This window comes from Geobacter sp., assembly GCA_009684525.1.
Taxonomy (GTDB): Bacteria; Desulfobacterota; Desulfuromonadia; order Geobacterales; family DSM-12255; genus Geoanaerobacter.
The window spans coordinates 349838-356956 of record WKKR01000004.1; the positions used below are offsets into that span (position 1 = coordinate 349838).

The following is a 7119-nucleotide window of genomic DNA, read 5'->3' on the forward strand; positions in this document are numbered from 1 at the left end:
ACACTAAAAGGAGGAAGTGTGTCAAGGAGGTAATCAACGCGGGGCATATTCCGCCAGGCCCTTGGACCAGGCAATGGTTTCGAGCTGCGCCTCGGCCAACTGGCCCGTTGAGAGCTGGACCTGACTGAGCAGCTCTTCGGCAGCATTGAAATCGGCTTTTTCCATCAATTCGGCGATCTGCAGGAGGGTCCCCAGGAACCCTTCGCGGTAGAGCAGCGCGGTTCGGATGTCTTCAGTCAGGTTCAAGGTGGAAATCACCTCTTCCAGGGCGGTACTGAAAAGGACATCGACCAGGGAGAGGACACCGGTGATGAACGCCCGATCGCCACTATCCCGGTCTTTGGTATACAGGGTCATCTGTCTGACCATAACTTCCATGAGACGGCCCCTGACCGAAGCTAGCTCCAGAAGAGGGCTCCCCATGGCCGGGGCATCCTGGCCCGCATAAAGTGCAAGCACCACCCAGCGCTTGAGCTGCTGCCGTCCCAGGACCATGATGGCATGACGTACCGATCGGACTTTCTCCCTGACTCCGAACGCCACCGAATTGACCAGCCGCAGGAGTCCATAGATCAGGTACGGGCTCTCCCGGAATGAATTTTCTATATCCGCCAGTTCGGCTTCCAACTGCAACTGATTGAGGAGTTTCAGCAGGGTGGTACGCCCGGCATCGATCCGGTTCTGCTTAAGGACAACCGGCCGGGAGAAATAGTACCCCTGGAAGAGTTCAAATCCCATGGCGGCACAGGCATCGTACTGCTCGCGGGTCTCCACTTTCTCCGCCAGGAAGGTGAAGCGCCAGCGCCCCAATTGCCCGAGCATGGCCGGCAACTGGTCGAGCGGCCGTTCCAGGATGTCCACCTTGATGATATCGATGATCTTGTAGAGAGGCTCGTATTCCGGGGAATAGGTGTGGTCGTCCGCTGCCAGGGTGAAACCCTTCTCTTTGAGTTCATTGCAGCGCGTAATGACCTGCTCGTTGATCTCGAGATTTTCCAGGAGCTCGATGACCACATGATCCTTGGGCAGGAGTTCGAGGGTGTCGCTCATCAGCATGTCGGTGTTGACGTTGAAGAAACCTTTATGGCGCCCGACCACATTATCGATCCCGAAATCGGTCAAGGCATTGAGGATAACGCTGGCGCTGGCATGGGTCTGATTGGTGAAATCGGCATAGGCCTTTTCCGCCGAGCGGAAGAGGAGTTCGAATGCCACGATGTTCTGGCTGCGGTCGAGGATCGGTTGTCGTCCGAGAAAGAATTTTTCTTCACCCATACCGCGCCTCGTAACCACAGGTCGGAGACATCCTGCGCTTCATAACGCTCACCACCCCTACGAACAAATCCGTAACACCTCGCGGGAAATGGCATCCAGGGGCTTGATGAAATCGACCCCCCCCAGCTTGATCGCTTCATTCGGCATTCCGAACACTATCGAGGTCGCTTCGTCCTGGGCGATATTCAGAGCACCAGCTTCCTTCATCTCCAGCATCCCCTTGGCACCATCGTCACCCATGCCGGTCATGATGACACCAACGGCATTTTTCCCCGCATATCGCGCTGCCGAACGAAACAGCACATCCACTGACGGGCGATGGCGGGATACCAGCGGGCCTTCCTTTATCTCGACATAATAGCGGGCGCCACTGCGCTTCAACAACAGATGCTGGTTGCCGGGAGCGATCAGGGCCCTGCCGCGGACAACCGTATCGTTGTTCTCCGCCTCTTTTACCGACAGGCGGCAGAGGCTATCGAGACGTTGAGAAAAGGTGCGTGTGAAACCTTCGGGCATGTGCTGCACAATGACGATCCCCGGACAGTCGGCAGGCATTGATTCCAGAAAGACCCGGAGCGCTTCGGTCCCTCCGGTCGAGGCCCCCACCACGACCACCTTCTCGGTCGTCTGGATCATGGCCCGGTTCGTCGGCTTTTCCAGGATGACATCTGCAGACAATTTGGGCTGCACCTCACGAGGACGTCGAGTCACACTGGAAAGCCTGGCTTGTGCCGCAGCTCTCACAGCATCGCAGATCCTTACCCTGGATTCCTCCAGAAACTGCTTGGTTCCGAGCCGCGGTTTGGTAATGATCTCAACTGCGCCACACTCCAACGCCTTGAGGGCCGTCTCGGAGCCCTGATCTGTAAGACTTGAACACATCACCACCGGAATGGGATGCTGGCTCATGATCTTCTGCAGGAAGGTGATGCCGTCCATGCGCGGCATCTCCACATCAAGCGTAATGACGTCAGGCACTTCCTCGCGAATCCGCTCTGCAGCCACAAACGGGTCCGAAGCAGTAGCCATGACCTCGATATGCGGATCAGAATTGAGGATTTCCGCCAGGGTCTGGCGCACGACCGCTGAATCATCGACAACGAGAACCCTGATCAGTTTTTTCATAGCACGTACCTCTCAACGTTCTCTTGGGAACCGGAAGCTTAGCTACGTACGATACAACTTACACACCCGTGCTCATTCGTCAAGGAGCCGGCGAAGAACCGCCGACCGTTTCGGAAAGAGCCCGCTGCAAAACCTTCACCTCTCACTCCTTCCCATGCCAGCCCTCTCCGCGAAATGCAACAAGGCCGAGAGGTCACTGCACTTTTCGGTAGACCGTGGGGTGTACCGAAACCAGCGGGACGTCGAGACCATTCAACGTCTCGGAATGGCCCATGAAAATATAAGCTCCCGGCGCCATCAGGCGGTAGAAATGATTGAGAACCTGCTCCTGAGTCGGTCGGTCGAAATAGATGATCACATTACGACAGAAGATGATATCGAGAGGTTCACGCATCCCGAATTCGTCGTCCATGAAATTGAGGCGCCTGAAATGGATCTTCTCGCGCAAAGTCGGGTTAACCCGAACTAGGGGATTGCTCCGATCCTTGCTGCGGAGGAGATATTTCTTTTTCATGGCCATGGGAACCGGATCAACCCGATCCTCTTCGTAAATGGCCTGCCGCGCCTTTTCCAGAACCCTCGTTGATATGTCCGTCGCCAGGATGTTGAAGGCGAACCCGGGATTCTCTTCGGCGTAATCGCTCAAGATCATGGCCAGGGTATATGGCTCCTCCCCTGTCGAGCAACCCGCACTCCAGACGGAGAGCTTGCGCCCCCGGTTACCATGCCGGCGTTCCCACTGCGGGATGACCTGTTGCACCAGATATTCAAAATGATCGGGTTCGCGGAAAAAGTCGGTCTTGTTGGTGGTAACCACGTCGATCATCTGCACCAGTTCGCTTTCCATGCCGCTCTGGCTGAACAGATAATCGCAGTAGTCGGTAAAGGAATACATCTGCAGCATGCGCAGGCGTTTGTTCAAGCGCGCCTCAAGCATGGTCTTTTTTGCCGTAGTCATCTTGATGCCACATTGTTTGTAGATGAACTGGCTGAGACGCTGAAAATCCTTGTTCGACATCGAAGTCGAGCGTTCATGGAGATTTTGACTTTCATCCATGGTACGGCATCCTCCCCAGAATATTCGTGAGATATAAATTATTCGACATGATTACATATCTATTTTATCGGCATGCAACATCGATAATTGAGACGAAAGCCGTGGCCTTTTCTGCACTGGCGACTGCAGATGATCCTTACACCTAACCCATTTTCGAGACGTGCAAAAAAAAAACGCCGCCCAGGGCGACGCTCTTCAGTAACATTGTAAACTCATCGGCGTTTTCTCTTCCTCTTTGATTCAGCATGGCCATGCACCCGGATATATATGGTGCATTCCTCGTAGTGTTCACGGCAGTAGAACAGTGCCGGCTGCAGACTGCTGCTCCCCGGGTTAACACAATAGCACTCCCGATCCGGCTCAATTACCAACGGACAAGGCCTGCTGTTGCTCAACCCGCACATGTTCTCAGCAACTACGCATCCTTCCTCTGCCGCCATTTTCTTCTCCCTGGTCGGGTTCAAATCCGCACACCCTCCCACAACAGCAATACTGCCGGCAGCTTTCACGCTTTAGACTGCCTAAATTTACCTCAACACATGAATGTGCACAATTCTCCATCGTCACGCCACCCGACATCTTTAGTATTTTTTCATTTGAATCGCGACAGACAAAGTCGTCGCACGGGCAAAATACGCTACTGCAGGAAGTTCCGCACCAAGCGCAGACAAACCCGGATAAATCATAAGATTTTGCCGGAAGCGGGATTACACCCCGTGATCCCCCTCAACCCATCGTGGAACAGTCAGTATGACCCGAAGCCCCCCTAGTGTCCCGGACTCCGTCACCATCGAGCCATTTAGGTGCTGCAACCGTTCCCGAATGCTGAAAATGCCATATCCGGCTGCTTTGCCATCACGGACTGACGGCGGCAAGCCTTTGCCATCATCCTCAAGGGAAATCGAATAGCTGTTCCCGGTTGTCCGGCATGTTATGCGTGCACACTTCGCCCCAGCATGCTTGAGGATGTTCATCAGAAGTTCCCGAATTGACTGGTAGAGCAGAACATTCGCCTCCAATGGCAATGTAACCGGTTCTGTGCACCCCACAAAATCAACTGACAACCCATGTTTGGTCCGGTATGTTTCGGCGAGAGAGGCAATGGCAGCCTCCAGCCCTATCTGATAGAGGGCAGGAGGACTGATCTCGAAGGTAAGTGAGCGGGTCGCAGAGACCGCGTCACCGATGAGATTTCGCAACTCATCGACAATCTGCCCAGCCTTGCCAGAACCGACCAGCAGCGACTTGAGTTCACCAAGCCTGATCACGGAAAGTGCCAGGGTCTGGCCAATCTGGTCGTGAAGCATGTTGGCAATCTGCCATCGCTCCCGTTCTTCAGCGAGCAACAATTCCGATGCCATGTCCTGCAGCTTCGACTGGTACTGCAGCATCTCCAATCTGGCCTGCTTCAGCTCTGTGATATCTTCCTTGATCGCGAGATAGTTCGATATGGTCCCGTCCGGCTTCCTGATGGGAGTGATGGTCGCACTTTCCCAATAGAGTGTGCCGTCCTTCTTCCTGTTCTGAAATTCACCCTGCCACACTCCACCGTTCTGAACGGTGTTCCACAGGTCCGTGTAAACATCTGCCGGTGTGATGCCCGACTTCAGGATGCGAGGATTCTGAAACAGTGCTTCCTCGCGGCTGTATCCGGTCAATTCGCTAAACCGAGGGTTCACGAATTCAATATTCCCTGCCAAATCGGTGATGACAATCGCCATGGGGCTCTGTTCTATGGCCGTTGAAAGTTTCTGGATCTCTTCATCCGCATGTATTCGCTCACTAATATCCCGAATCGCAGCCACATGGATGTTCCGTCCGCGAAATGCAAGATAGCTCCCGGATATCTCCACCGGAAAGACCGTGCCATCTTTCCTGCAATGCCAACGGAGAGAAACCTGGGTCGTGTGTGCTGCTATTGCCTCCAGGCTTTTACGGGACTCTGCGGACAACCGTGACACTTCCAGTTGCATAAACTCTTCCTGGCTGTAGCCATAGAGCTGCAATGCCGCGGTATTTGAATCGATGACCCGGCCAGTCTCAACCTCGACCAGCAGGATTGCATCGGACTCGACCGCAAAAATGCCGCGATACAACTCCTCGCTTTCACGCAGCTTTTCTGTAAGAATTTTGCGTTCGGTCACATCAACAGTTGATATGACTGCACCCGAGCCGACAAGCGGTGCTGCACTTACCGAAACCCACCGGATAGCCCCGTTCTCCTTGATGATGCCCATTTCCACATCCAGCACATCGCGTTGCTCGCGGATTGCACGAACACTCGGGATCTCATCATACGGCATGGGCGTTCCATCACTGCGGAGATACCGCCACCCCAGGTAGTTTCCGCTGGCCAATTGCTCCATATCGATACCGAGAATACGCTCCAAGGCAGGATTCATCTCCAGGATTCTGCGGTCCATATCCACGATGGATATCCCGACAGGAAGGATCTTGAAGAGCACTCTCAACTCTTCCTGACCTTTACGCAGGGCTTCTTCGTTCTTCTTTCGCTCCGAAACATCGACGATAGTCCCTACCATGCGACACGGAGCGCCATCCTCATCATAGGCAACAATTTTACCTCTGCCTTCTATCCACCTGACCTTTCCATCCCGAGCTACCATCCGATACTCTATCAGCGAAATATCCCGCACTCCCTGCAGGTGCTCTTGCATGATGGCAAAAACCTGCTCGCGATCATCAGGATGGATGATGCTCTTGAAAAAAGCGCTATCAAAAACCGTCTCTTCGGCAGAGTAACCGGTCAGTTCGCAATAACGCGGGCTCAAGTAGGCAATATCGGCCTTCAGGTCCCAATCCCAAAACCCTTCTGTGGCTACACTGAGAATCAAATCAGACAGGTCTGTACCCATGAAAACCTCAGATCTTCAGTTTGTCTGCATCCGCATGCCCCTGCCAGGGCAAGGCAAGGATTATTGTTTGCCAGGCCTGACTACGGGGAAAACCAAATCCATGATCAAAGAAACCGCTTTTTCTATTGTACGCAGATACACACTGCAGGCAACCCTTCAAAATACCGCGTCAATCGACATGAAAGGATACTTCCGTCCAAATTCTCCGGGCATGAAAGCCATGGCCTAAACGACAGAAGCTTCACAGTGGGCAACTGTGAAGCTTCTGCTCAGAAATGAACCCATTTATTTTTGTCAACAGTGGAACCGCATCAGATCAATGTACCCATATGTTTTTGATCTGCCCAGACCTTATGCGGCTCGCTGTTCCCCCCCCTCCTTGACAGCCGAAAGCTCATCCAGGGTAAAGACCTTGTCGATGTTCAGGATCATGATGAAGCTCTCATTGTGCTTCCCCATCCCCACCAGGAAATCCGTGTTGAGCTTGGTTCCGATCCGCGGCGCTGGCTCGATATTCTCCGGCTCCAGCTCCAGCACTTCCTGCACCGAATCGGCCAGAGCCCCCACCACGGCTGTCTCGTTATCCAGCATAATCTCCATTACGATGATGCAGGTGTTCACCGTCTTCGCCGTTGCCGTCATCCCGAATTTCAGCCGCATGTCAACCACCGGCACCACGCTCCCCCGCAGGTTGATAACCCCGCGCATGAAATCAGGCGTCTGCGGCACCTTTGTCACCGTGCTGAAATCCAGGATCTCGCGAACCTTGGCAACATCAACCGCAAA

At 53.9% G+C, this 7119-nt stretch carries 6 protein-coding genes; 1 reads left to right on the forward strand and 5 read right to left on the reverse strand.

All coding sequences use genetic code 11. The features are described from left to right. Positions 1-33 precede the first annotated feature (33 nt). The 4 genes from GJT30_14865 to GJT30_14880 all read right to left on the reverse strand — a co-directional run bounded on the left by GJT30_14865 (position 34) and on the right by GJT30_14880 (position 6333). Positions 34-1275 carry an EAL domain-containing protein gene (locus GJT30_14865; protein MSM40894.1) on the reverse strand — a complete coding sequence of 414 codons (1242 nt, stop codon included), beginning with the start codon at positions 1273-1275 and terminating at the stop codon, positions 34-36. A 57-nt stretch (positions 1276-1332) separates the two neighbouring features. Further along, positions 1333-2400: a chemotaxis-specific protein-glutamate methyltransferase CheB gene (gene cheB / locus GJT30_14870; GenBank protein ID MSM40895.1), complete on the reverse strand. Its 1068-nt coding sequence runs from the start codon at positions 2398-2400 to the stop codon at positions 1333-1335. A 193-nt stretch (positions 2401-2593) separates the two neighbouring features. After that, on the reverse strand, positions 2594-3457 hold the full coding sequence (locus GJT30_14875; GenBank protein MSM40896.1) for a chemotaxis protein CheR: 864 nt from the start codon (positions 3455-3457) through the stop codon (positions 2594-2596). Positions 3458-4164: 707 nt separating this feature from the next. Next, a complete protein-coding gene (locus GJT30_14880) occupies positions 4165-6333 on the reverse strand; it encodes a PAS domain S-box protein (protein MSM40897.1) in 2169 nt (722 codons plus the stop codon). Between GJT30_14880 and GJT30_14885 the strand changes: the two genes are divergently transcribed. Beyond that, positions 6332-6562 (forward strand): hypothetical protein, encoded by a 231-nt coding sequence (locus GJT30_14885; protein ID MSM40898.1) that lies wholly within the window; start codon positions 6332-6334, stop codon positions 6560-6562. The two genes, GJT30_14880 and GJT30_14885, sit on opposite strands and share 2 nt — an antisense overlap. Before the next feature lie 122 nt (positions 6563-6684). On the opposite strand, the gene GJT30_14890 is transcribed toward GJT30_14885, so the two are convergent. Further along, a partial coding sequence (locus tag GJT30_14890) for a chemotaxis protein CheW (GenBank protein ID MSM40899.1) occupies positions 6685-7119 on the reverse strand: 435 nt, incomplete at its 5' end.

Excerpts from the sequence above, each read along its gene's own strand:
- GJT30_14865 (MSM40894.1), bottom strand. The coding sequence starts at position 1,275 with ATGGGTGAAGAAAAATTCTTTCTCGGACGACAACCGATCCTCGACCGC.
- cheB (MSM40895.1), bottom strand. The coding sequence starts at position 2,400 with ATGAAAAAACTGATCAGGGTTCTCGTTGTCGATGATTCAGCGGTCGTG.
- GJT30_14885 (MSM40898.1), top strand. The coding sequence starts at position 6,332 with ATGAAAACCTCAGATCTTCAGTTTGTCTGCATCCGCATGCCCCTGCCA.
- GJT30_14880 (MSM40897.1), bottom strand. The coding sequence starts at position 6,333 with ATGGGTACAGACCTGTCTGATTTGATTCTCAGTGTAGCCACAGAAGGG.
- GJT30_14875 (MSM40896.1), bottom strand. The coding sequence starts at position 3,457 with ATGGATGAAAGTCAAAATCTCCATGAACGCTCGACTTCGATGTCGAAC.